This is a genomic window from Pseudomonas anatoliensis (assembly GCF_017976235.1).
Taxonomy (GTDB): Bacteria; Pseudomonadota; Gammaproteobacteria; order Pseudomonadales; family Pseudomonadaceae; genus Aquipseudomonas; species Aquipseudomonas anatoliensis.
This window is the reverse complement of the sequence record NZ_JACVHC010000011.1, coordinates 1-22299: the sequence shown is the minus strand read 5'-3', so window position 1 is coordinate 22299 and position 22299 is coordinate 1. Positions and strand designations below refer to the sequence as shown.

General features: G+C 57.4%; 25 protein-coding genes and 1 tRNA gene. 19 read left to right on the top strand and 7 right to left on the bottom strand.

Features of this window, described 5'->3' with window-relative positions; genetic code table 11:
- Positions 1 to 128: 128 nt before the first annotated feature.
- The 10 genes from ICA16_RS27185 (at position 129) to ICA16_RS27140 (ending at position 9324) form a co-directional block, all read left to right on the top strand.
- Positions 129 to 1967 (top strand): long-chain-acyl-CoA synthetase, encoded by a 1839-nt coding sequence (locus ICA16_RS27185; RefSeq protein ID WP_210702090.1) that lies wholly within the window; start codon positions 129 to 131, stop codon positions 1965 to 1967.
- Between the two features lie 96 nt (positions 1968 to 2063).
- The gene (locus ICA16_RS27180; protein WP_150618585.1) at positions 2064 to 2582 is read left to right on the top strand and encodes an ankyrin repeat domain-containing protein; all 519 of its coding nucleotides are present in this window, start codon (positions 2064 to 2066) and stop codon (positions 2580 to 2582) included.
- A 152-nt stretch (positions 2583 to 2734) separates the two neighbouring features.
- The gene (locus ICA16_RS27175; protein WP_150618584.1) at positions 2735 to 3265 is read left to right on the top strand and encodes a hypothetical protein; all 531 of its coding nucleotides are present in this window, start codon (positions 2735 to 2737) and stop codon (positions 3263 to 3265) included.
- A gap of 71 nt (positions 3266 to 3336) precedes the next feature.
- Entirely contained in the window at positions 3337 to 3528 is a 192-nt protein-coding gene (locus ICA16_RS27170) for a PLDc N-terminal domain-containing protein (protein ID WP_150601305.1), read from the top strand.
- Between the two features lie 218 nt (positions 3529 to 3746).
- A complete protein-coding gene (gene speE / locus ICA16_RS27165) occupies positions 3747 to 4622 on the top strand; it encodes a polyamine aminopropyltransferase (RefSeq protein ID WP_150601306.1) in 876 nt (291 codons plus the stop codon).
- A 204-nt stretch (positions 4623 to 4826) separates the two neighbouring features.
- Positions 4827 to 5060 carry a hypothetical protein gene (locus ICA16_RS27160; RefSeq protein WP_150601307.1) on the top strand — a complete coding sequence of 78 codons (234 nt, stop codon included), beginning with the start codon at positions 4827 to 4829 and terminating at the stop codon, positions 5058 to 5060.
- Between the two features lie 210 nt (positions 5061 to 5270).
- Positions 5271 to 5618, top strand: a complete 348-nt coding sequence (locus tag ICA16_RS27155; RefSeq protein ID WP_042558460.1) for a ribonuclease E inhibitor RraB — start codon at positions 5271 to 5273, stop codon at positions 5616 to 5618.
- A gap of 533 nt (positions 5619 to 6151) precedes the next feature.
- Positions 6152 to 7561, top strand: a complete 1410-nt coding sequence (locus ICA16_RS27150) for a circularly permuted type 2 ATP-grasp protein (RefSeq protein ID WP_150601308.1) — start codon at positions 6152 to 6154, stop codon at positions 7559 to 7561.
- Positions 7562 to 7573: 12 nt separating this feature from the next.
- A complete protein-coding gene (locus ICA16_RS27145; protein WP_007914063.1) occupies positions 7574 to 8524 on the top strand; it encodes an alpha-E domain-containing protein in 951 nt (316 codons plus the stop codon).
- The gene (locus ICA16_RS27140; RefSeq protein ID WP_210702089.1) at positions 8521 to 9324 is read left to right on the top strand and encodes a transglutaminase family protein; all 804 of its coding nucleotides are present in this window, start codon (positions 8521 to 8523) and stop codon (positions 9322 to 9324) included. The genes ICA16_RS27145 and ICA16_RS27140 overlap by 4 nt, the downstream gene beginning before the upstream one ends.
- A gap of 117 nt (positions 9325 to 9441) precedes the next feature.
- Here the strand turns inward: ICA16_RS27140 and ICA16_RS27135 are convergent, their stop codons facing one another.
- On the bottom strand, positions 9442 to 10263 hold the full coding sequence (locus ICA16_RS27135) for a c-type cytochrome (RefSeq protein WP_210702088.1): 822 nt from the start codon (positions 10261 to 10263) through the stop codon (positions 9442 to 9444).
- A gap of 585 nt (positions 10264 to 10848) precedes the next feature.
- Between ICA16_RS27135 and ICA16_RS27130 the strand changes: the two genes are divergently transcribed.
- The 3 genes from ICA16_RS27130 (at position 10849) to ICA16_RS27120 (ending at position 15038) form a co-directional block, all read left to right on the top strand.
- Positions 10849 to 12054 carry an acetyl-CoA C-acetyltransferase gene (locus ICA16_RS27130; protein WP_210553619.1) on the top strand — a complete coding sequence of 402 codons (1206 nt, stop codon included), beginning with the start codon at positions 10849 to 10851 and terminating at the stop codon, positions 12052 to 12054.
- 24 nt (positions 12055 to 12078) lie between these two features.
- Positions 12079 to 14223, top strand: coding sequence for a 3-hydroxyacyl-CoA dehydrogenase NAD-binding domain-containing protein (locus ICA16_RS27125; protein WP_210702087.1), 2145 nt, complete (start codon positions 12079 to 12081; stop codon positions 14221 to 14223).
- 92 nt (positions 14224 to 14315) lie between these two features.
- Positions 14316 to 15038: an amidotransferase gene (locus ICA16_RS27120; protein WP_150618577.1), complete on the top strand. Its 723-nt coding sequence runs from the start codon at positions 14316 to 14318 to the stop codon at positions 15036 to 15038.
- A 105-nt stretch (positions 15039 to 15143) separates the two neighbouring features.
- Here ICA16_RS27120 and ICA16_RS27115 read toward each other — a convergent pair whose 3' ends face one another.
- From ICA16_RS27115 to ICA16_RS27105, 3 genes are all read right to left on the bottom strand, one after another.
- Complete coding sequence (locus ICA16_RS27115) at positions 15144 to 16115, bottom strand: magnesium and cobalt transport protein CorA (protein ID WP_150601314.1); 972 nt, start codon at positions 16113 to 16115, stop codon at positions 15144 to 15146.
- Between the two features lie 133 nt (positions 16116 to 16248).
- Entirely contained in the window at positions 16249 to 16971 is a 723-nt protein-coding gene (locus tag ICA16_RS27110) for a 1-acylglycerol-3-phosphate O-acyltransferase (RefSeq protein WP_150601315.1), read from the bottom strand.
- A gap of 215 nt (positions 16972 to 17186) precedes the next feature.
- The gene (locus ICA16_RS27105) at positions 17187 to 17876 is read right to left on the bottom strand and encodes a crotonase/enoyl-CoA hydratase family protein (protein ID WP_210702086.1); all 690 of its coding nucleotides are present in this window, start codon (positions 17874 to 17876) and stop codon (positions 17187 to 17189) included.
- 295 nt (positions 17877 to 18171) lie between these two features.
- On the opposite strand from ICA16_RS27105, the gene ICA16_RS27100 reads away from it, so the two are divergent.
- The 6 genes from ICA16_RS27100 (at position 18172) to ICA16_RS27075 (ending at position 20638) form a co-directional block, all read left to right on the top strand.
- Positions 18172 to 18261, top strand: a tRNA-Ser gene (locus ICA16_RS27100).
- Positions 18262 to 18412: 151 nt separating this feature from the next.
- Complete coding sequence (locus ICA16_RS27095) at positions 18413 to 18733, top strand: YbjQ family protein (protein WP_047300625.1); 321 nt, start codon at positions 18413 to 18415, stop codon at positions 18731 to 18733.
- Positions 18734 to 18896: 163 nt separating this feature from the next.
- Entirely contained in the window at positions 18897 to 19082 is a 186-nt protein-coding gene (locus ICA16_RS27090) for a hypothetical protein (protein ID WP_150601316.1), read from the top strand.
- 327 nt (positions 19083 to 19409) lie between these two features.
- Complete coding sequence (locus tag ICA16_RS27085; protein ID WP_100847883.1) at positions 19410 to 19781, top strand: glycine zipper domain-containing protein; 372 nt, start codon at positions 19410 to 19412, stop codon at positions 19779 to 19781.
- A 137-nt stretch (positions 19782 to 19918) separates the two neighbouring features.
- A complete protein-coding gene (locus ICA16_RS27080; protein ID WP_150601317.1) occupies positions 19919 to 20344 on the top strand; it encodes a YMGG-like glycine zipper-containing protein in 426 nt (141 codons plus the stop codon).
- Positions 20345 to 20467: 123 nt separating this feature from the next.
- Positions 20468 to 20638: a hypothetical protein gene (locus ICA16_RS27075; RefSeq protein ID WP_210702085.1), complete on the top strand. Its 171-nt coding sequence runs from the start codon at positions 20468 to 20470 to the stop codon at positions 20636 to 20638.
- Between the two features lie 242 nt (positions 20639 to 20880).
- Here ICA16_RS27075 and ICA16_RS27070 read toward each other — a convergent pair whose 3' ends face one another.
- From ICA16_RS27070 to ICA16_RS27060, 3 genes are all read right to left on the bottom strand, one after another.
- A complete protein-coding gene (locus ICA16_RS27070; RefSeq protein ID WP_210702084.1) occupies positions 20881 to 21255 on the bottom strand; it encodes a hypothetical protein in 375 nt (124 codons plus the stop codon).
- A 304-nt stretch (positions 21256 to 21559) separates the two neighbouring features.
- A complete protein-coding gene (locus tag ICA16_RS27065) occupies positions 21560 to 21868 on the bottom strand; it encodes a contact-dependent growth inhibition system immunity protein (protein WP_210702083.1) in 309 nt (102 codons plus the stop codon).
- Positions 21865 to 22299 (bottom strand): RNase A-like domain-containing protein (locus tag ICA16_RS27060; RefSeq protein WP_338049967.1); only part of this gene is annotated, 435 nt, incomplete at its 5' end. The genes ICA16_RS27065 and ICA16_RS27060, both read right to left, overlap by 4 nt.

Sequence of the window (22299 nt, the reverse complement as noted above, 5' to 3'; positions counted from 1 at the left end):
AACCGCGTGTACAGCCCGAGAAGCGCTGACGTACTTTCAGTCTCGACCCTCGCTCGAATGCGTCGGTCGCATCAGCCCGACAATAAAAAAACATCGGCCACCACGCGAAGGTCGAACGGGGAGCTTCCATGAGTCACGCGCCAAGCGACACGATTACCTGGGGCATGATGCTCCGCAAGCTGCCGATGATTGCCAAGGCCATTCCCCGAGTGGTCAAGGGCATGAAGGTCGCCAACGTCACGGATCCGACCCAAAGCTGTGGCCTTGGCTGGACGTTCGAACAAGCGACTCTGCGCAACCCCGATGGCCCGGCGTTGTTGCAGGGAGAGGTGGCGCTGAGTTATTCACAGGTCAACCAGTGGGCCAATCGCATTGCCCACTATCTGAGCGAGCAAGGCATCGGCAAGGGCGATGTGGTCGCGGTTTTCATCGAGAATCGCCCGGAGTTGCTGGTGACGATTCTGGCACTGGCCAAGGTCGGTGCCGTCAGCGCGTTGCTCAATACTTCGCTGACCCGTGACACGCTGATTCACAGCGTGAATCTGGTGGCGCCGGTGGCTATTGTGGTCGGCGAAGAACTGCTGCCGGCGTTCGCAGCGGTGCGCGATCAGGTCTCGATCGCAGCGCAGCGCAGCTGGTTTGTCGCCGATCAGGACACCAGCAACCATCCAGGCATTGCCCCCGAAGGCTACGTCAACCTGATCAGCGCCAGTGTTGATGCTTCCAGTGAAAATCCGCCAAGCAGCCGACAAGTATTTTTCGACGACCCGTGTTTCTACATCTACACCTCCGGCACCACCGGCCTGCCCAAGGCCGGGGTGTTCAAGCATGGTCGCTGGATGCGCAGTTCGACCAGCTTCGGCATGATCGCGCTGAACATGCGCCCCGACGATGTCGTCTACTGCACCTTGCCGCTGTACCACGCCACGGGTCTGTGTGTGTGCTGGAGCTCGGCGATCAACGGCGCATCGGGTTTTGCGATACGCCGTAAATTCAGCGCCAGTCAGTTCTGGAGCGACGTGCGCCGCTATCGCGCGACCACCATTGGTTACGTCGGCGAGTTGTGCCGCTATCTGGTCGATCAACCGGCCAGCGCCGACGACAACCGTCACGGCGTGCGCAAGATGATCGGCAACGGCCTGCGCCCCGGCGCCTGGGCCGAGTTCAAGACCCGCTTTGCCGTCGAGCACATCTGCGAGCTGTACGCGGCGAGCGACGGCAATATCGGATTCACCAACATTCTCAACTTCGACAACACCATCGGTTTTTCGCTGATGGCCTGGGAGCTGGTGGCTTACGACCATGACAGCGGCCAGCCGATCCGCAGTGCTGACGGTTTCATGCGCAAGGTCGGCAAGGGCGAGCAGGGCTTGTTGCTGGCGCGGATCGACGAGAAGGCGCCACTGGACGGTTATACCGATCCGCAGAAGACCGCCAAGGTTGTGCTGCACGATGTGTTTAGCAAAGGCGATCGCTTTTTCAACACCGGCGACCTGCTGCGCAACATCGGTTTCGGTCATGCCCAGTTTGTTGATCGCCTCGGCGACACCTATCGCTGGAAGGGCGAAAATGTCTCGACCACGGAGGTCGAAAACCTGCTGCTGCAACATCCGCATATTTGCGAAGCAGTGGCGTACGGGGTGGAAATTCTCAATACCAACGGCCGCGCGGGAATGGCGGCGATTACTCCGGCTGAATCCCTGGCGACACTGGATTTCGCCGAGTTGCTGGCATTCGCCCGGCAACGTCTGCCGGCCTATGCGGTGCCGTTGTTTTTGCGGGTGAAGGTAAAAATGGAAACCACCGGCACTTTCAAATATCAGAAAACGCGCCTGAAAAATGAAGGCTTCGACCCCGGCCAGACAGGCGACGATCCGATATTCGCCTGGCTACCCGGCACGCAAACCTATGTGCAGGTGACCGATGAAGTGTTGGCTGAAATTCATCAGGGCAAATACCGCTATTGATTCTGGCTATGGGTAAATTTCAGAAAAAGGGGGTGACAGCCATCGTCGCGCTCGGGAAACTGTCCGCTTTCCGATTGACCGAAGTGGAGTTGCCCCATGTCCGACCAAAGCCGCCAGATGACCCCTGAAGAAGCTGCCGAATTCTCCGAGCAGGTTTTCAACAAGGCGCGCGACGGTGATGCGCTGATGCTCGATCGACTGGTCAGCGCCGGTTTGCCGGTGAACCTGAAAAACAGCAAGGGCGATACCTTGCTGATGCTTGCCAGCTATTACGGCCATGTCGACGCAGTGCAAGTGCTGCTTAAACACAAGGCTGATCCCGAGATGCGCAATGCCAACGGCCAGAGTCCGATTGCCGGTGCGGCGTTCAAAGGTGATCTGGCAGTGGTCAAGGCGTTGGTAGAGGCGGGCGCGGAAATCGAAGGCTCGTCCTTTGATGGCCGGACTGCACTGATGATGGCGGCGATGTTCAACCGTGTTGAGATCGTTGACTACCTGATCAGCAAGGGCGCCGACCCGAAAGCCAAGGATGCCAATGGCGTTACAGCGGTCGATGCGGCGCGGACCATGGGTGCGGTTGACACTACGGCGCAGCTGGAGAAATTGCTGGCCTGACGGGCCTCAAAAGATCGCAGCCTTCGGCAGCTCCTACACAGATCACCGGCGATGCGCGCAATCATGCAGGCGCTGCCGAAGGCTGCGATCTTTTGCTTTGTGCGCTATCCTCCGCGCCCTCAAAATCCATCTTCGCCACAGGATCCGCCCTCATGAAAGCCGCACTCGTCGAACTCATCAGCAAAATCAGCTCCGGCTGCATGGGCGAGGACGAGATCCTGAAAGTGGCGGACGAAGCTGCCCAGGCCTACGCCGATGCCGGCGCTTTTCTGGCGGCCAACCCGGACATCAACTACGACGACACTTTCCCGATCGCATTGGGCGAGTGGGTTGTGGTTGGCAGCCTGCCGGAAACCGTGTTGTTCCAGGCTGACACCTACGTCGACCTGTTCGCTCAGATCGTCGCCTCGTTCGGCCCGACCGTGGACTTCAACCTCAAGCCCAAGCAACTGGCCAAAACCGAAGCGCTGACTGCGCTCAACCGCATTCAGGTGCAGATGAGCAGCCTGAACAAGGAAAATGGCGGTTACACGCTGATGAACTTCAGCCAATTGCTCGACGACGAGCTGCAAGTGGTGCTGGTCTACGGCAACGACGTGCCACGAGTCCTCGAGTTGTGCGCGCAAGTCGGCATTGCCGCTGCGCCTTCTCTGGAAGCCTTGAAGGTCGCCGTTCACGTCTGAGCACAATAAAAGGGAACCCTGCACGCGACCGTCTATCCTAAAAGTGCATGCCACTATTCTGGAGCGACACCATGGGTTCCACGTTCAACGGTCTGATTGGCCTGATCATTCTTGCCCTCGATATCTGGGCCATCATCAATGTGCTGAAAAGCGGCGTCTCCACCGGGATGAAAATCGTCTGGGTGCTGCTGATCATCCTCCTGCCAGTGCTGGGCCTGATCATCTGGGCAATTGCCGGGCCACGGGGCAGCGTGCGGATCTGACGCACTACCCTGTAGGAGCTGTCGAAGGCTGCGATCTTTTGATGTTGTTTTTTAAAATCAGGATCAAAAGATCGCAGCGTTCGGCAGCTCCTACAGGTGCTTGTGTTCAGCCGATGAAGTGAGGTTCGACCTGTCATCTTCGGCAACGTAGAATGCGCGCCTTTCCCGGGCAATCGTCTCCACGAGCAACGCCCGTGCATTCATCGGAGCACTTGACCATGACCGTCACCAAAACCAGCGAGTACCTGGAAACCCTCTACGAAGGTTACGGCCAGCGTTTTCGCATGGAAAAACTGCTGCATGAAGTGCGCACCGAACACCAGCACCTGGTGATCTTCCAGAACCCGCGCATGGGCCGGGTGATGGCACTGGACGGCGTGATCCAGACCACCGAAGCCGATGAATTCATCTACCACGAAATGCTCACCCACGTACCGATCCTCGCCCATGGCGCCGCCAAGCGCGTGCTGATCATCGGTGGTGGTGACGGTGGCATGCTGCGGGAAGTGACCAAGCATGCGGGCGTCGAGCACATCACCATGGTCGAGATCGATGGCACCGTGGTCGAGATGTGTAAAGAGTTTCTGCCGGAGCATTCCAAGGGCGCCTACGACGATCCACGGCTGAATCTGGTGATTGATGACGGGATGCGCTTCGTCGCCACGACCACCGAGAAATTCGACGTGATCATTTCCGACTCCACCGATCCTATCGGCCCGGGCGAAGTGCTGTTCTCGGAAAACTTCTATCAGGCCTGCCATCGCTGCCTGAACGAAGGCGGCATCCTCGTGACCCAGAACGGCACGCCGTTCATGCAGATCGAAGAAGTCAAAACCACCGCCGGTCGCCTGCGCAGCCTGTTCCCGGACTGGCATTTCTATCAAGCAGCGGTGCCGACCTACATCGGCGGTTCGATGACCTTCGCCTGGGGCTCGACCAACCCGGCATACCGCAAGCTGAGCCGTGAAACCCTGCAACAGCGTTTCATCGGCAGCGGCATCGTCACCCGCTACTACAACCCGGAAATCCACATCGGCGCGTTTGCAATGCCGCAGTACGTATTGCAGGCGATCAACAAGCCAAGCAACGACTAAACATCATGGTGCGCCTGTAGGAGCTGCCGCAGGCTGCGATCTTTTGATCTTGTTTTTGAAAGTCAAAAGATCGCAGCCTGCGGCAGCTCCGACAGTAAATTTTTTATTTTCATCCTCGCGCGCTGCATTCCTTTTGAACGATCAATCCCTCTAAAAGTCGAGATAGAGGTAAGCCCATTTGCGGGTTTGATCGAGGAGGCACCGATGCAAAAGTGGAAAGTCACTTTCGTGGACGATCATGGTGAAGTTGTCGATGAGGTGTTCGAGCGTGCGGAATGCCCAAGCGATGACGAAGCCGCTCGACTGATCAAGGCGCGGCTCCTGCCCGTTGCTGCCGAACTGGATCTGAACGATCTGGAAGGGCGCACCGCCGATGCCGGCGTGAAAAACCTGAAAACCCAGAACGCCATCGAAATCCGCAGCATCACTCCAATCTGAATACTTCCTGTCACTTGAAGCACCAGGCCTTGGCAGCGGCTCTATCTTGGGGCTACTCTGCAAGCGAGATCAGCGAATGGATCGCTAAGGTCTGGTCTTGTCAGCTACATGCTTGTTTCCCGCAGCAACCACGTTGCAGTAGTACTTTGGCCAGTAAGGCCCGGGGCGGGAATACGGAAAGTCTATCCATCTATCCGAGGGGGACGATTCATGAGCACAGCCTATCAAGAAGACATCAGCAGCAATGTTCTGCGCCGCATGAAAGAAGGCGGTTTCGATTTTTCCCGATTCCATCCCATCGAGTTCTACGCGATTTTCCCGGACGAGGAGCGGGCGCGCAGGGCAGCAGGAAAATTTCGCGGTGAATCCATCAATGCCCAGGTCAGCGCGCGCGACGACGGCGCGTGGTCTCTGGAATTAAGCAAAGTGATGTACGCAACCTATGACGATATTGGCGATTTCGAGCAGGGCTTTTCTGCCGTGGTCGAGCCGTTGGGCGGCATCATCGAGGGCTGGGGCGTGAAGCAGGAGGTGCGCAGTCGCTACCGTCTGAACTGATCTCTTGAAATAAATAACTGTTCAGCAACGGCTGACCTTTGGGTCGGCCGTTTTCGTTTCTGAAAATCAAAAGATCGCAACCTTCGGCAGCGCCTACCCCAATCACCTGTAGGGGCTGCCGAAGGCTGCGATCTTTTGCTTTCAAAACGTTTCAAGCAGGCAAAAAAAAGCCACCGCAGAGGGTGGCTAAAACGGAAGACCGATAAGGAGAGGAAACCGGTCAGGGTCAAGGCTTTGCGGGCTGCGTTGGCAGTGCGGATCAGTGGGGCTGAAGAATTCTGCGTAGAAGTTTTTTCAGCGAATGCGCGGATTATCCGCAGCCAGCCGCAAGCAGTGAAATCAACTCTGACTATGCTGGTGATAGGCGATGCAGTGCGTCGCAATGAAGCGGGGGCGATCAGGTGGGGGCATTTGCCGCACAGGAATGGTGCGGTGCCTGCGACGTGAATATCCAACCAATTGATATCAAAGCGTTTATGCCGATGGCACGGGCCTTGCGAAGGCCTGTAGGTCCGGGTGACAAGGAGTACGGCATGATCCGCACCTATTTTGATGAGATGTACGATGCCGGCGGCCAGGTTCGCCCGCATTACCGGGAATTTGCCCGTTGGCTGGCCGATACGCCTGATGAGCTGCTGGCGCAACGTCGACGCGAGGCCGATCTGCTGTTCCATCGCGCCGGGATTACTTTCACGCTCTATGGGGACGAGCAGGGCACTGAGCGCCTGATTCCTTTCGACACCATTCCGCGCAGCATTCCCGCCAGCGAATGGCGGATCGTCGAGCGCGGCTGCATCCAGCGGGTCAAGGCGTTGAACATGTTCCTCGCCGACCTCTATCACGAGCAACGCATCATCAAGGCCGGGATCATTCCCGCCGAACAGGTGCTGGCCAACGAGCAGTATCAGTTGGCGATGCAGGGTCTGGATCTGCACCGCGATATCTACTCGCATATTTCTGGCGTCGATCTGGTCCGTGATGGCGACGGCACCTATTACGTGCTCGAAGACAACCTGCGCACTCCGAGCGGCGTGAGCTACATGCTCGAAGACCGCAAAATGATGATGCGTCTGTTCCCGGAACTGTTCGCCGCCCAGCGCATCGCGCCGATCGACCATTATCCGAACCTGTTGCTCGACACCCTGAAAAGCTCCAGCCCCATCGATAACCCAAGCGTGGTGGTGCTGACGCCGGGGCGCTTCAACAGTGCGTTTTTCGAGCATGCGTTTCTGGCGCGAGAGATGGGTGTTGAACTGGTGGAAGGCGCGGACCTGTTCGTGCGTGACGACAAGGTCTTCATGCGCACCACCGATGGCCCGAAAGCCGTGGACGTGATCTACCGCCGCCTCGACGATGCGTTTCTTGATCCGCTGGCGTTCAATCCGGATTCGATGCTCGGCGTGCCGGGGCTGCTGTCGTCCTACCGCTCCGGCAATGTAGTGCTGGCCAACGCGATCGGTACCGGCGTGGCGGATGACAAATCGGTCTATCCGTTTGTCACCGACATGATCCGCTTCTATCTCGATGAAGAACCGATCCTGAAAAACGTGCCGACCTGGCAATGCCGCAACCCGTCTGAACTCTCCCACGTGCTGGCCAATCTTCCAGATCTGGTGGTCAAGGAAACCCAGGGCTCCGGCGGTTACGGGATGTTGGTGGGGCCGGCGTCGACGAAGGCGGAAATTGATGCCTTTCGCGAGCGGATCAAAGCCAAACCTCACGCGTATATCGCACAACCGACGCTGTCACTGTCGACCTGCCCGACCTTTGTCGAAAACGGCATTGCGCCACGCCATATCGACTTGCGCCCGTTTGTCTTGTCGGGGCGCGAAACCCGGGTCGTACCCGGTGGTTTGACCCGTGTCGCGCTGCGTGAAGGCTCCCTGGTGGTGAATTCCTCCCAGGGCGGCGGAACCAAGGACACCTGGGTGGTCGAGGATTGAAGGAAGCTTGCCATGTTAAGTAGAACTGCCTCGGATCTGTATTGGATGTCGCGTTACCTGGAGCGGGCGGAAAACCTCGCACGGATGCTCGACATCAGTTATTCGCTGTCGCTGATGCCGCAGGACGGTCGCGGCGACGGCTTGCACGAGCTGGCGATGCCGTTGCTGATCACCGGCACGCTTGACGATTATCTGGAGCGTCACGGTGCGCTGCATGCCGAACGTCTGCTGCACTTCTTCGCCCTTGATGCGGCCAATCCGGCGAGCATCTACAGCTGCCTCGGCGCGGCGCGGGCCAGTGCTCATGCGGTGCGTGGGCGCATCACCGCCGACATGTGGGAAAACATCAACGCCACGTGGCTGGAGATTCGCGGGATCGCCGAGCAGGGTCTCAGCCGCTACGGCATGAGCCGTTTCTGCGAGTGGATCAAGGAGCGTTCGCACCTGTTTCGCGGTGCGTCCTACGGCACGATCATGCGTAACGATGCGTTTCGTTTTATTCGTCTGGGCACCTTTATCGAGCGCGCAGACAACACGTTGCGGCTGCTCGATGCGCGCTACGAAATGGCCGGTGATCAGGCCGAAGCCGTCAGCGACGGCACTGCCCACGCGTATTACCAGTGGAGTGCGTTGCTGCGAGCGTTGTCATCATTCGAGGCTTACACCGAAATCTATCGTGACGCCCCGGGTGCCCGGCATGTCGCCGAGCTGCTGCTGTTGCGTGCTGACGTACCGCGTTCGCTGCGCGCCTGTACCGAGGAGATCGACCAGATTCTCGCGCAGTTGCCGGGTGCCAACGGGCGACCGGCGCAACGCCTGGCGGCAGAAATGGACGCGCGTCTGCGCTACACCGGCATCAACGAAATTCTCGAGGAAGGCCTTCACGCCTGGCTGACCGAATTCATCCCGCTGGTGCGCCAGTTGGGTAACGCCATTCACAGTTCCTACCTGGAGGCTGCATGAGACTTTCGATTAGCCACGAGACCACCTATCACTACGAGGATCAGGTGCGGGCGAGCATCCAGTACCTGCGGCTGACCCCGCACGACAGCGAGCGTCAGCACGTGCTGAGCTGGCAGCTCGACCTGCCGCGCCCGGTGCGCGCGCAACTCGATCCGTTCGGCAACATTCTGCATGTGCTGACCATGGACGAGCCGCATGAGGCGATCATCATCGGTGCACGTGGTCAGGTTGATATCGACGAATTGCGCGAGGCCGAACACGAGAGCCAGTCGGCGCTGCCGTTTCTGCGCTTTACCCGGTTGACCGAGGCTGACGAGGCGCTAAGGGCGTTCGCGGCGAAGTCCTGCAAGCAACGCCGTGACCGAACGGCGCTCATCGATTTGATGCACGGTCTGAACCAGCACATGACGTATACGCCGGGTTCAACTGAAGTCGACACCAGCGCCATCGAGGCCTTCGCCGGACGTGCCGGGGTTTGTCAGGATCACACTCATGCGTTTCTGGCGTGCGCACGCAGTCTCGGGGTTCCCTCGCGGTATGTCTCGGGGTATCTGTACAGCGAAGATTGCGAACACCTGGCCAGTCATGCCTGGGCCGAAGCCTGGCTGGATGACGCCTGGTACAGTTTCGACGTAACGAACCAACTGGCGCGGCCGGAGCGACACCTGAAACTGGCGGTGGGCCTGGATTATCTGGACGCCTGCCCGGTACGCGGCATGCGCCGGGGCGGCGGGTGCGAGCAAATGCATGCGAAGGTGTTCGTTTCGCCGACCCCAATCATCTCAGTCCAACAACAGTAGGATTCACACAAATCCCCTGTAGGAGCTGCGGCACGCTGCGATCTTTTGATTCTGTTTTAAAGATCAAAAGATCGCAGCGTGCCGCAGCTCCTACAGGGTTTTGTGCGGAACAGTTGATCAGTGCTTAACCTTGCGCCCCACCATGTGTTTCAGATAACCCACCAACATCTGCAAATCCCCCTCCGGCAGCACATCCGCCGAAAACCCCGGCATCTTCGCCTGCGGCCACTGGCGCAAACTCTGCGGATCACGGATGTAACGCTTCAAGAAATCCGCGCCGAAATACTCGGTCGGGTTATACGGAATATTCAGATCCGGCCCAAACTGCGCATCCCCCGCGCCGTTCAAGCGATGGCAGGCCAGGCAGTTCTTCTGAAACAGCGCGAAACCTTGATTCACCGGGTCATCTGCTTTCAGCGCAGGGTCCGGCAACAGGGCAGGGAAGCGCTCAGCCACGGGTGCCATGCGCTTGATGCTGGCCACTTCAAAGGGCCATTGCTCGGGGCTGATGTTGCCGGCCTGCGGATCGGTCCACACCAGATAGAACGGCCCGGCGCTGTGCTTGCCCGCCGACAATGGTGGCCACGGATGCGCGGGGTCTTCAATCGCCAGCCAGGCTCGCGAGCCTTGGGTGTTGAGCAGCGGCGCAGCTGCCAACTCGGCGGCAAAGCCATCCAGCGCCACCGCTTGCAGATGATCCTCAGGTTTGATTCCGCCCAGCAACGCCGCCACGGGCACGGCGCGATAAGTCATGTCCTTCTTGTAGGACACGTCGTTTTTTACCGTGAGGGTTTGCACCTGAGGATGCTTGAGCAGCTCCTCGGTCTGCCAGATGCGGCTGGTTGCGCCCAACTGTAAATCCAGCTGTGCGGCAGACAAGGGCATGCTGAGCAGCAAGGCCCCAAACACAATGAGCGCTTTCAAATGATCGCCGTCCATGTCGTGGAAAGTGCGCAGATTGGCACAGCCACGCTGGCCCGGGTAGCGAGCCAGTCACATTTTACAGGGGCGATAACCAGCATCTGTCGCTCGATTCAGCCGATGACCTTGGTCAGATTCGGCAAAATCAACAACAGCGTCGTGGCGAAAAGAATGAGCCCTGCTTGACGAACTTTCGGTTGTTTGAACATGGCTTGACCGCCTTTATTGTTATTTCCTGATGCCTGCCTGCATATCCATGACGGCAAGCGATGCACTTCCTGTTAAAGAACGCCTGCCTCGGCAAAACCCGACGACCATGACGTACATGTCTTACCTTAGGGCCCGCGTCACGCTTGGCTTAGATCCATTTCATATGGACTTCCAGCTGTTAGCGATTAAAAAGGCATGAGGCGTATTGCCAGCTCCGTCGCCGCCCGCTTGCTAGACAACTCGCTGACCTGAACCGGTTCACCCGATACCCGATGACCGTCCGTCTGAGCGTGTGCGTCAACACCATTGAGCGCTGTGGTCATTGAATACTTGAGTGCGCGAGCCAAGAGTGGGAGCACAAGAATTCACTCACCGCACAGGTTCGAGGACGTCATGACCCAAGCTTTGATTTTCGATGCGTTACGCACACCGCGCGGCAAAGGCAAGGCCGATGGTGCCCTGCACAGCGTCAAACCGGTGAACCTGGTGGCCGGGTTGCTGACTGCATTGCAACAGCGCACGGCGCTGGACACCAGCCAGGTCGATGATGTGGTGCTGGGCTGCGTCACACCGATTGGCGATCAAGGCTCGGACATCGCCAAAACCGCCGTGCAAGTGGCCGATTGGGACGTCAGCGTGGCTGGCGTGCAGATCAACCGCTTCTGCGCCTCGGGTCTGGAAGCGGTGAACCTCGGCGCGATGAAAGTGCGTTCGGGGTTCGAGGATCTGGTGGTGGTCGGCGGCGTCGAGTCGATGTCACGCGTGCCGATGGGCAGCGACGGCGGCGCTTGGGCGCTCGACCCGCAAACCAATTTGCACGGCCACTTCACCCCACAAGGTGTCGGCGCCGACCTGATCGCCACCCTCGAAGGCTTCAGCCGTCAGGACGTCGATGCCTACGCGCTGCATTCACAACAGAAAGCCGCACGGGCGCGGGCCGATGGCTCGTTCAACAAGTCACTGGTGCCGGTGCAGGATCAGAACGGCATCATCCTGCTCGATCACGATGAATTCATTCGTGCCGAGTCGACCCTGGAAGGGCTTGGCAAGCTCAAGCCGAGTTTCGAAATGATCGGCCAGATGGGTTTCGACGCGACGGCGCTGCGGGTTTACAGCCATGTCGAACGGATCAATCACGTACACACCCCCGGCAACAGCTCCGGGATCGTTGATGGCGCGGCGTTGATGCTGATCGGTTCCGAAGCCAAGGGCCGGGCGCTGGGCTTGCAGCCACGGGCGCGGATTGTCGCCACGGCGGTGACCAGCACCGATCCAACCATCATGCTCACGGGCCCCGCGCCGGCCACTCGCAAGGCACTGGCCAAGGCCGGCCTGCGCGTGGAAGACATCGACCTGTTCGAGGTCAACGAAGCGTTTGCTTCGGTGGTGTTGAAGTTCATCAAGGACATGGCCGTCGATCCGGACAAGGTCAACGTCAACGGCGGTTCCATCGCCATGGGCCATCCGCTCGGCGCCACCGGATGCGCGATCCTCGGCACCTTGCTCGATGAACTGGAAACCCGGCGCCTGCGCTATGGCCTGGCGACGCTGTGCGTCGGCGGCGGCATGGGCATTGCCACCATCATCGAACGCCTCTGAGCCCCGAATTCAAGGAACCTTGTTATGAGCGAAGCCATTCGTTACGAAAAAGGTCAGGACGGCATTGTCGTCCTCACCATCGACATGCCGGGCCAGAGCGCCAATACCATGAACGCCGTGTACCGCGAGGCAATGGCCGCCTGCGTTGCCCGGCTTGTGGCTGAAAAAGAAAGCATTGCCGGCGTCATCATCACGTCGGCGAAGAAAACCTTCTTCGCCGGCGGCGACCTTAATGAGCTGATCAAGGTCGGCAAGCCTGAAGCCAAAGCCTTCTACGACATGGTGCTGACCCTCAAAGGACAATTGCGCACCCTGGAAACCCTCGGCAAACCGGTGGTCGCGGCCATCAATGGCGCGGCGCTTGGCGGTGGATGGGAAATTTGTCTGGCGTGTCATCACCGGATCGCACTGGACGATGCGTCGGTGCAACTTGGTCTGCCGGAGGTGACGCTCGGCCTGTTGCCGGGTGGCGGCGGGGTGGTGCGCATGGTGCGCATGCTCGGCATTGAGAAGGCACTGCCGTATTTGCTCGAAGGCAAAAAGGTCCGTCCGCAACAGGCGTTACAGGCCGGTTTGATCGATGAGTTGGCGGTCGATCGCGATGAGCTGCTGGCCAAGGCGCGTGCCTGGATCGCTGCCAATCCGACGGCGGTGCAACGTTGGGATGTGAAGGGTTATCAGATTCCGGGCGGCACGCCGTCGAATCCGAAAGTCGCGCAGATGTTGGCGATTGCGCCGTCGATCCTTCGCACCAAGACCCAAGGCACGTTGCCGGCGCCGGAGAAAATTCTCTGCGCGGCAGTGGAAGGCGCGCAGGTGGATTTCGACACGGCGCACTTGATTGAAACCCGTTACTTCACAGAATTGACCACCGGCCAGATCTCGAAAAACCTGATCGGCACGTTCTGGTTTCAACTCAACGAAATCAACGCAGGAGGCTCGCGGCCGCAGGGCTTTGCGCCGTTCGTTACGCGTAAGGTCGGCGTGCTCGGCGCCGGGATGATGGGCGCGGGGATCGCTTTTGTCAGCGCCTCGGCGGGTATCGAGGTGGTGCTCAAGGACATCAACCTTGCTGCTGCCGAAAAGGGCAAAGCGCATTCGGCGGCGCTGCTCGACAAGAAAGTCGCCCGTGGTCAGATGGATGTTGCGCAGCGTGAAGCTGTGCTGGCGCGGATTCATGCCAGCGAAAACGATGCTGACCTGTCCGGTTGCGATTTGATCATCGAGGCGGTTTTTGAAGATCGTGAACTCAAGGCAAGGGTCTCTGCGGCGGCGCAGAAAGTGGTCGGCGCCGACGCTGTGATTGCCTCCAACACGTCGACCTTGCCGATCACCGGGCTGGCGACGGCGGTACCGGATCAGAGCAAATTCATCGGCCTGCATTTCTTCAGCCCGGTGGAAAAAATGCCGTTGGTGGAAATCATCAAAGGCGCGCAAACCAGCGACGAAACCCTCGCTCGCGGGTTTGATTTCGTCCTGCAAATCAAGAAAACCCCGATCGTGGTCAACGACAGTCGCGGCTTCTTCACGTCGCGGGTGTTCGGCACATTCACCAATGAAGGCATCGCCATGCTTGGTGAAGGTGTGAGCGCGCCGATGATCGAGACCGAAGCGCGCAAGGCCGGGATGCCAGTCGGGCCTCTGGCGATCTCCGACGAAGTTTCCCTCAGCCTGATGAGCCATATCCGCAAGCAAACCGCCAAGGACCTACAAGCAGAAGGGAAACCGCTGATTGAACACCCGGCGTTTGCCGTGATTGACTTGCTGCTCAACGAATACAAGCGCCCGGGCAAAGCCGCAGGTGGCGGTTTCTACGAGTATCCGGCTGGCGGACAGAAACATTTGTGGCCTGAACTGAAAACGTGTTTCGAGAAAGCTGACGGGCAGATTTCTCCGAAGGATGTGCGCGACCGCTTGCTGTTTGTGCAGGCCATCGAAACCGTGCGCTGTGTGGAGGAGGGCGTGCTGACCTCGACGGCGGATGCCAACGTCGGCTCGATCTTCGGTATCGGTTTTGCGGCATGGACCGGCGGTGCGTTGCAGTACATCAACCAGTATGGAGTAAAGGATTTCGTCGCCCGCGCGCAGTATTTGGCCGAACAGTATGGCGAGCGTTTCGCACCGCCGGCGCTGCTGCTGGATAAAGCGGCAAAAGGTGAGATGTTCTAAGGGCGACGAGCATTCCGGGGCTTGCCTTGCCAGGGTGTTTCAGGGCAGGCTCTGGGGTGTTCATTATTCCCATCACGTGTCAGGTATTTTTTATGTCGCTACGCATCTGCATCCTGGAAACCGACATCCTGCGTCCAGAACTGGTCGATCAATATCAGGGTTACGGGCAGATGTTCCAGCGCCTGTTCTCGCAGCAACCGATTGCCGCCGAGTTCACGGTGTACAACGTGATGCAGGGCGAATACCCGAGCGACGACCTGACCTTCGATGCGTATCTGGTCACTGGCAGCAAAGCCGATTCTTTCGGCACCGACCCGTGGATCGAGACCCTCAGGGAATACTTGCTGACCCGCTACGAGCGTGGCGACAAGCTGCTCGGCGTGTGCTTCGGTCATCAACTGCTGGCGCTGTTGCTGGGCGGCAAGAGTGAACGTGCCACGCAAGGCTGGGGCGTCGGCACCCATAACTACAAACTGGCGGCCAAGGCGCCGTGGATGAGCCCGGTGCGTGAAGAGCTGACACTGCTGATCAGCCATCAGGATCAGGTCACCGCACTACCGGAAAACGCCACGGTCATCGCTTCCAGTGATTTCTGCCCGTTCGCGGCTTATCACATCAATGACCAAGTGCTGTGCTTCCAGGGGCATCCGGAATTCATTCACGACTACTCGCGCGCGTTGTTGGATCTGCGTCAGGAAGCCTTGGGTACACAGATTTACAGCACGGGCGTGGCCAGCCTGGAGCAAGAGCACCATGGTGCTACGGTCGCGGAATGGATGATGCGGTTTGTGGCGCACAAGCCAGCAACTGTTTAACAGCAGATCAAAAGATCGCAGCCTGCGGCAGCTCCTACATTGGGATCAGGTACACCTGTAGGAGTTGCCGAAGGCTCGGGCCGCGATCGGACGATCTTTTGGCTTTTACAACCATCCGGACTTCTTGAAACTCGCCCACAAACTCACACAACCCACCGTGATAAAACTCAGCACGCCAAAATAGCCGTAATGCCAGGTGAGCTCCGGCATGTTCTGGAAATTCATCCCGTAAATCCCCGCCACTGCCGTCGGAAACGCCAGAATCGCCGCCCATGCGGCAAACTTGCGCTGCACCACGCTCTGCCGTGACGCTTCCAGCAACACACCAATCTCGATGGTCTGGCTTGCAATGTCTGCCAGTGTCGTCAGGTCTTCCATCTGCCGTGTTACATGGATCTGCACATCGCGGAAATACGGGCGCATGTTCTTGTCGATGAACGGGAAGCTCAGTTTTTGCAGTTCCTCACTGATCTCCACCATCGGCGCCGCATAGCGGCGCAGACGCACGACATCACGGCGCAATCCGTGCAACTTCTGAATGTCGTGCTCGTTCAACGCACTGCACAGGACATTACGCTCCAGCTCATCAATCTCGGCGTGGATCGCTTCGCCCACGGGCTGATAGTTTTCGATGACAAAGTCGAGCAGCGCATAAAGTACGAAATCTTCCCCATGCTCCAGCAACAGCGGACGCGCCTCACAACGTTGGCGGACATGGGCGTAGGACGCCGAGTGGCCGTTGCGTGCGGTAATGATGTAGCCCTTGCCGGCGAAGATATGGGTTTCGATGAACTGCAGAATCCCGTGTTCACGAATGGGCGAGTAGGTGACGATAAACAAAGCGTCGCCAAAGGTTTCCAGCTTCGGTCGGCTATGTTTTTCCAGGGCATCTTCGATGGCCAATTCGTGCAGGTTGAATTGGCGCTGCAGATTGGATAGCTCCTGAGCGTCCGGCTCTTCAAGGCCGATCCACACAAAGTGACCGGGCTTTTCAGCCCAGGCCGCGCCTTCATCCAGGGAAATATTGGTGACTTTCTTACCCGCGCTGTACACCGCAGCAGCAACAACTCGACCCATGGTGGTGATTCACTTCTTCTTGGCAGATGACAGGGAAACAAGGCTTCAGCTTAGCCGTGTCGCTGCTTGAGAGTCAGTGAAATCTGCACAGTTCACCCGGCAAAAGAAAACCCGCACAGGGCGGGTTTGTTTTTCACGCGGCTTGCAGTTGCCGATCCATCGCTTCGATGCACTCGCGCATCTGCTCGCGGCACTGCTCGATGAGCATGGGCATGTCGTCCATGGTCAGCCCGGCAGTGGGAATTGCCGGCAGCGAGCGTATGAGAATTTTCCCGCTGCGCCAGCGGTTCAGACGCATGTGCTTGACGTAGCTGCTGACACATACCGGAACGATCGGTACACCGGCGGCAATTGCCATCTGGAACGCGCCTTTCTTGAACGGCAGCAGGTCTTCGCCGAGGTTGCGCGTGCCTTCGGGAAACACCCAGATCGAGGTCTTTTCGTTCTGCAACGTATTCGTGGTGGTAACCATCGACTGGCGGGCTTTCTGCGCGTTCCCACGGTCGATCAACACATTGCCGGCCAGCCAGAACAATTGCCCGAACAACGGCACCCATTTCAGGCTCTTCTTGCCGATGCACACGGTACGGCGCGGCACGACATTGCCGAACACGAACAGATCATAGTTGGACTGGTGGTTGGCGATGATCACGCAACTGTCGGGCTTGTTTATCAACCCGCTGACATCGGTCTTCACGCGCAGACGCAAAATGCACATCGCTGGCAGAGCGTAGAGGCGGGCGCACAGACGGCTGTTGTCCGGATTGAATGGACGGCACAGACCGAGGACAACTCCAAGCACGCCCGCCAGAATAAAGTGCAGGCCCATCAACAACATACGAAACACGAACAGCATTTTCAGGCCCCACCGGGACAAAAGGTGGCGCAGTGTACGGATGTGCACTGTTTTCGGCAATTGCCACTATAGAGTCCGGAGATAGCCGATGTTTAAGCGCATGTTTCCAAGCCGGTCGTCAGACGCGTCCTAGAGCAGCCACGGCATGTTCAACTCAGCGTGTAAGAAAAAGCCCGACACGAAGGTCGGGCTTTTCTTCATCGCGTGAGCCGGGTTTAACCCAGATGCTCCTGATCCTGGATGATCGCGTTATCCAGGGTTTCCAGCAGCGCCTTGCGCACCTTCAGTTTGGTGTTCTTGTGCGCGGTCATGTTGATCTTCTTCAACTGACGCGCGGCGGCGAGGGCGGCGCCTTGCAGTTCTTCGGCGGAAACCACCTTGTCGAGGAAACCGGCATCCACAGCACTTTGCGGATCGAACATTTCGCCGTTGATCACCGAACGGTGGAACGCCGTGCGACGCAGGCGATCACGGGCCAGTTCGATACCGGCGTGGTGCATGGTCATGCCGATCTGCACTTCGTTCAGGCCAATGCTGAACGGGCCATCGACACCGATGCGGTAATCGGCAGACAACAGAATGAACGCGCCTTTGGCCACGGCATGACCCGGGCAAGCAACGATCACCGGGAACGGGTGAGAAAGCAGACGACGGGCCAAAGTCGACCCCGCGGTGACCAGTGCCACGGCTTCTTTCGGGCCGGCGGTCATCACCTTCAGATCATAGCCGCCGGACAAAATGCCTGGCTGACCGGTGATGATCACGATGGCACGATCAGTCACTGCCTGATCCAGCGCCGCGTTGAACGCCGCAATCACGTCCGGGGAAATGGCATTGACCTTGCCATTGCTCAAGGTCAGGGTCGCGATACCGTCTTCGAGGTGGTAGGAAATCAACTCACTCATGACGCTATTCCTTGTAAGAAAGATGGGCAGACGTTACCCACCACCGCAGGCCAGGTAAAGCGCCGTGACTGACCCGCCGGTCACCGTTTCCCGGTGTAGCCAGCGCGGTGAGCCATTCTGCTTCTATATAGAAGGAGCGCCGTCACCGGAGATTGGCCGGTTTGCCATGGCTCGTCGGCGGGGAAAACCACTTTTTCTCTTAACCGCATGAAAATTCTGAAAAAAAGTTTGCCATCGGAAAAGCTTTCGACTACATTAGCGCGCCTCGACAGACAGAACATGTTTGAAGAGATACGGTGAAGTGTCCGAGTGGCTTAAGGAGCACGCCTGGAAAGTGTGTATACAGGAAACTGTATCGAGAGTTCGAATCTCTCCTTCACCGCCAAATTTAGTAAACACAAACCCCTGAGTTCGAAAGAAGTCAGGGGTTTTGTGGTTTCTGGTGTCTGGAATTTGCCAACGTGCGTGATCTGGTCGGCTGATTCTGGTTTGAGCATTACAATCGCGGTTTTATTGCCAGTAAAAGGACGACGTTAATGATCATCTCCACCACTCACGCCATCGAAGGCCGGCAGATCACCGCGTATCTGGACATTGTCAGTGCCGAGTCGGTGCAAGGCGTCAACGTGATCCGTGACATGTTCGCCGGTATGCGCGACTTTTTTGGGGGGCGGTCGCAAACGCTGGAGCGGGCATTGAAAGAAGCGCGGATTCAGGCCACGGACGAGATCAAGGAACGAGCGCGTGCCTTGCAGGCAGATGCGGTGGTCGGACTGGATTTCGAGATCAGCATGCCGGCGGGCAAGGGCGGCATGGTTGTGGTGTTTGTGACGGGAACAGCGGTGAAGCTGCGCTAGGCGGGCCGCCGCGGCGTTGAATTTTAGCGGGCCATTCGTCGGGTGTTGGTCGATCTGAATAACAAGTCCAGTAATGACCGGCTAGTCTCAAAATCCTGAGGGGTCGATATTTTTCAGGTGAGAGGGTTTTGCCGGTGTCGACCTGTTACGAAGGGGAGAGGGCATGACTGCACCGTATATCGAAGACGATGGCGCTGAATTTTCCTTCAACAACTGCGTACGCTGTGGACAGAGCGAGTACCAGTCGGGCTTTGGTGAAGACACGATTCAGAACGCCAAGATCAAATCCGCAGCGCCGAAAGGGCCGAAGGCGAAATTCCTTCCCAAGGTGGCGCGGGCCAGAAAATAAGCTTTCTCGACATAAACCCCGTCAATGAACGGGGTTTTTTTACGTCTGATCGGTGACTTCCGAAACGTTCTGCGAATGGTTTAAAGATCTCGGTTTTTTTTCACAAACTTTTCACGTAGTCCGGATTAAGGTGAAGCCATCCGTTAGAAAGCAAGTCTCCAGCCCGTCTCCCCAGCGGGCTTTTTTTTGCCTGTCGTAAAACCTTTTCCAGAATCGCGGTCAAATCGGCGCCAAGTGCTCGCTGCGCTTTGGTTTCGTCTGGACTTTTGCCCTTTGGCGACATTAAATCCCGACCCTTTTTGTATCTCTGTTTTTGAGGTTTTCGTCATGCGTTTAACACTCCCTGCTTTGGTTCTTGGCCTTTTCGTGGCTCAAGGTGCGATGGCTGCCGGCGACGGCACTGCGGCATTGGGCGGTGGTCTGGGCGGCGCGCTGGGTAACGTGGTCGGCCAGAAAATGGGCGGCAGCACCGGTGCCGCGATTGGCGCGGGCGTAGCAGGCGCAGCGGGCAGTGCGGTGGCGGCACGCAAGGGCAGCCGGACCAAAGCGGCCATTGGCGGCGGTGTCGGCGCGGCCGGCGGTTCGGTGATTGGCAACAGCCTCGGCGGCAGAAATGGCGCTACCATCGGTGCTGGTCTGGGTGGTGCCGCGGGCGGCGCGGTGGGCAGCAACCTGTCCAAAGGCCACAAGCGTCACTGAGAGTGATTGCGTGTCAGAAAAAGCCCGACTCGATGTCGGGCTTTTTCGTTGCTGAACGTTTTTCCCGCAAACGCCTCCAATGGGTTATAAGCCCTTGTACGGGCGGACTGTCCCGCTTCGGGAACTGTGAGGTTCAAATGCGATTGTCATTATCTGCACTGTTTTTCGGATTGCTGGTTGCTCAAGGCGCTATGGCTGCCGGCGACGGCACGGCCGCCGTCGGTGGCGGCCTGGGTGGTGCATTGGGCAACGTGGTCGGTGGACAACTCGGTGGTAGCACTGGCGCCGCAGTGGGTGCAGGTTTGGGCGGCGCTGCGGGCAGTGCTGTCGGCGCGGATAAACGCAGTCGCACCGAAGCCGCGATTGGCGGCGGCCTCGGCGCCGCTGGCGGATCAGTGATCGGCAACAGCATGGGCGGCTCGACCGGTTCGGCCATCGGTGCAGGCTTGGGTGGCGCGGCAGGTGGCGCGGTCGGCAACAACCTGGGTGACGATGGCGGTAAGTCTCATTCCGGCGGTGGCGGTCATAAACACAAGAACAAGCATAAGAACAAACATCATTAATTGATGTTTAAACAGAAACCCGGCCATGTGCCGGGTTTTTCGTTTCTGCTCACCGGACTCGGGAACGATTGGCGGCAGGGCGTTTCGAACGTCATACACTCCCCCGAATTCCCGAGGTATGCCATGACTCCCGAAACTGAAGGCAAGGAAGAAAAAGGTCCAAGTGGGCTGCCTTTCATCAACGATCCGGGGAATGAAGATCCGGGGTCGGTGATGGGTGATGCGAAGGTGCCGTTGAATGATTCGGATGATGCGCTGGATGATGAGTATGACGAGGAGGAGGATGAGCAGTGATCCGGCCTACGCTGGGACGAATGTGGTGTTGACGTGAATCTGGAATTTTCAGGGCCTGTTTTTTTCAGGCCCCTTGAGAGGTGTGAAATGAGTGATGATCTGAAGAGCGACGAGGTCGATGACACGCCGGAGTATCCGTTGCCTTCGCCTACGGATCCGCTGGGGCGGGATGATTTGCCGTTGGAGGATGAGGAGGGCGAGGAATTGGTGAAGACCGCACTAAAGATGATTGAATCTTTTCATCAGAACGACACGTCAATTCTTTCCGCTGTTATTTTCACGAATTGTTCGTTGAGGTGTGGGTAATCGTAGTGAAGCCCCTGATCCGAAAACTCAACAAATGACTTAAAGATATCTCCTTCTAAGCGGCCATGAATTTCACACGAAAAACCATTGCCGAGCATCTCGATGCGTTCTTCTTCATTCTCTATCTTTGAGATCGCTAACTCTTCGGGTAAAACCATTTCCAACTCGACTTCATAAGTTTTTCCTACGTCAACGACAAAAGGGCAGTAGCTTGCAAAACCTCTGAATGTCACATCGTTCACGCGAAGTACGATCAGATCTTCGACGTATGGGTCGATTTCAATAATATGCGCAAGGTATTTTTTAGTCATCCGCGGGATTCACTGTTTTGTCTTTTCCGTCGCCATTTATCGTTCGCCAGAATTCTTTTCCACTTTTTGCATGAAGCGTTGTAATTTTATTGTTTTGGTTTGTACCTACAAAAGCTAATTTTGCCTCTCCCTTCCGATTGTTTCCCATAAGTTGTAGATAGCCTGACCGGGTTTCCTCCTTGTGCTGGCTAATGCTTTGGAGGATGAGCATTGACTCGTCGTACGCTGGATTGAATGTGGTGTTGGCGTGAATCCGGAATTTTCAGGGCCTGTGTTTCAAGGCCCTGATAAAATGGCGAGCAACCTATTTGGTAGATAATCCTAGCTCCACCTTTTCTGCGATTTGGCGTAGCCATAATTCACCTGTTGCCCACTCGAACCAATAGCAGTAGTAACAACTTAGTTCTTTTAATAAGTATGTCCTTAAACTTGATTCGTCTTTGTTTGTCATTAGTAGGGAGTGGAGTTCGTTGCGTACCAAAAGTAGTGTTTCCTTATCAGACGTTTGCAAGAAGTCGTTGATTACCTGATCCGCAGTGTCGTGCTCTTCTCGCCAGTCTTGATGAAAGTAGGATCCGAAAAAATCGTGGGTTTCTGGAAAGTCTCGATTCATAGCTCTGGAAATCCCGTTAGCAAAAAGTATCCCAAAGGGAGTGTAGGGTCTTTTTTTAACACCAATAGTAGCTGTTGCGCCGGCTGAGGATGCGTGGCGCCGTTGAGCAGGCTGACTCCCACCGGCTGGTTGAGATTATGGGTAATAGTGGTCTTTCCCTTTTTGCTATTTAAAAAATCCTGCACCTTTTGCGCATTCACCTTCAAGGCCTCTGAAACTGCGGCCTCGGCTCGGGCGCGGTCAGAAAATGTAGAGGCTGCTGGAAGATGAGGCTCGGCTTGTAGTCTTTCGGCTAACTGAGCATCAGTTCTACCGATATGTTTGATTATCAGGTGTCCACCCTGAGCCTCATGCGTAGCCAAACCGCCACCCGGAACGATCTCACTATATGGCCCATCGGCCTGTATTGCTCCCGGACATGGAGTGCAAGC

Coding starts and splice junctions, on each gene's coding strand:
- ICA16_RS27185 (WP_210702090.1), top strand. CDS start 129: ATGAGTCACGCGCCAAGCGACACGATTACCTGGGGCATGATGCTCCGC.
- ICA16_RS27180 (WP_150618585.1), top strand. CDS start 2,064: ATGTCCGACCAAAGCCGCCAGATGACCCCTGAAGAAGCTGCCGAATTC.
- ICA16_RS27175 (WP_150618584.1), top strand. CDS start 2,735: ATGAAAGCCGCACTCGTCGAACTCATCAGCAAAATCAGCTCCGGCTGC.
- ICA16_RS27170 (WP_150601305.1), top strand. CDS start 3,337: ATGGGTTCCACGTTCAACGGTCTGATTGGCCTGATCATTCTTGCCCTC.
- speE (WP_150601306.1), top strand. CDS start 3,747: ATGACCGTCACCAAAACCAGCGAGTACCTGGAAACCCTCTACGAAGGT.
- ICA16_RS27160 (WP_150601307.1), top strand. CDS start 4,827: ATGCAAAAGTGGAAAGTCACTTTCGTGGACGATCATGGTGAAGTTGTC.
- ICA16_RS27155 (WP_042558460.1), top strand. CDS start 5,271: ATGAGCACAGCCTATCAAGAAGACATCAGCAGCAATGTTCTGCGCCGC.
- ICA16_RS27150 (WP_150601308.1), top strand. CDS start 6,152: ATGATCCGCACCTATTTTGATGAGATGTACGATGCCGGCGGCCAGGTT.
- ICA16_RS27145 (WP_007914063.1), top strand. CDS start 7,574: ATGTTAAGTAGAACTGCCTCGGATCTGTATTGGATGTCGCGTTACCTG.
- ICA16_RS27140 (WP_210702089.1), top strand. CDS start 8,521: ATGAGACTTTCGATTAGCCACGAGACCACCTATCACTACGAGGATCAG.
- ICA16_RS27135 (WP_210702088.1), bottom strand. CDS start 10,263: ATGGACGGCGATCATTTGAAAGCGCTCATTGTGTTTGGGGCCTTGCTG.
- ICA16_RS27130 (WP_210553619.1), top strand. CDS start 10,849: ATGACCCAAGCTTTGATTTTCGATGCGTTACGCACACCGCGCGGCAAA.
- ICA16_RS27125 (WP_210702087.1), top strand. CDS start 12,079: ATGAGCGAAGCCATTCGTTACGAAAAAGGTCAGGACGGCATTGTCGTC.
- ICA16_RS27120 (WP_150618577.1), top strand. CDS start 14,316: ATGTCGCTACGCATCTGCATCCTGGAAACCGACATCCTGCGTCCAGAA.
- ICA16_RS27115 (WP_150601314.1), bottom strand. CDS start 16,115: ATGGGTCGAGTTGTTGCTGCTGCGGTGTACAGCGCGGGTAAGAAAGTC.
- ICA16_RS27110 (WP_150601315.1), bottom strand. CDS start 16,971: ATGCTGTTCGTGTTTCGTATGTTGTTGATGGGCCTGCACTTTATTCTG.
- ICA16_RS27105 (WP_210702086.1), bottom strand. CDS start 17,876: ATGAGTGAGTTGATTTCCTACCACCTCGAAGACGGTATCGCGACCCTG.
- ICA16_RS27095 (WP_047300625.1), top strand. CDS start 18,413: ATGATCATCTCCACCACTCACGCCATCGAAGGCCGGCAGATCACCGCG.
- ICA16_RS27090 (WP_150601316.1), top strand. CDS start 18,897: ATGACTGCACCGTATATCGAAGACGATGGCGCTGAATTTTCCTTCAAC.
- ICA16_RS27085 (WP_100847883.1), top strand. CDS start 19,410: ATGCGTTTAACACTCCCTGCTTTGGTTCTTGGCCTTTTCGTGGCTCAA.
- ICA16_RS27080 (WP_150601317.1), top strand. CDS start 19,919: ATGCGATTGTCATTATCTGCACTGTTTTTCGGATTGCTGGTTGCTCAA.
- ICA16_RS27075 (WP_210702085.1), top strand. CDS start 20,468: ATGACTCCCGAAACTGAAGGCAAGGAAGAAAAAGGTCCAAGTGGGCTG.
- ICA16_RS27070 (WP_210702084.1), bottom strand. CDS start 21,255: ATGACTAAAAAATACCTTGCGCATATTATTGAAATCGACCCATACGTC.
- ICA16_RS27065 (WP_210702083.1), bottom strand. CDS start 21,868: ATGAATCGAGACTTTCCAGAAACCCACGATTTTTTCGGATCCTACTTT.